Source organism: Pseudomonas sp. F01002, assembly GCF_004402115.1.
Lineage (GTDB): Bacteria > Pseudomonadota > Gammaproteobacteria > Pseudomonadales > Pseudomonadaceae > Aquipseudomonas > Aquipseudomonas frigoris.
In genome coordinates, this window is sequence record NZ_SOPU01000056.1 from 1 (window position 1) to 443 (window position 443).

Below are 443 nucleotides of genomic sequence, written 5' to 3' on the forward strand. Positions count from 1 at the left end.
CGCCTTCGGCCACAGAGCCGTTGGCGGTCAGGCTGACCGTCGAAATGTTGATTGTGTCAGTCACCTCAGTGACTGCCGCCGCCGGGCTGGTCACCAGGTTCTCGAAGTTGCCGCCGGTAGCAGTGGTAATCGTGGCGCTGACTTTGCCGGCGTCAATGTAGGCATCGTCTTTCGGCGCGTCGACGGTGACGGACCCGCTGGTGGCGTTGGCGGCGATGGTGATCACTGCGCCGTTGCTCAGGGTCACAGTGACCGGAGTGCCGGCCGCGTGGGTCAGGTTCGCGGTGTAAACGATCGAACCGCCCTCGGCCACTACGGTGGACGCCGACAGGCTCAGGCCGGTGGCATCCTTGGAGTCAGTGATAGTGGTCAGCGCCGGCTCGGTGCTCGGGGTCAGCTGCTCGAAATTGCCGCCGGTGGTTCCCGTGATGGTGGTGCTGACG

1 protein-coding gene is annotated in these 443 nt (G+C 64.8%); it reads right to left on the reverse strand.

From position 1 onward, the window contains the following. Nucleotides 1-443, reverse strand: a 443-nt coding sequence (locus E3W21_RS28760; protein WP_134423034.1) for an immunoglobulin-like domain-containing protein, incomplete at both ends; no start/stop codon positions are given.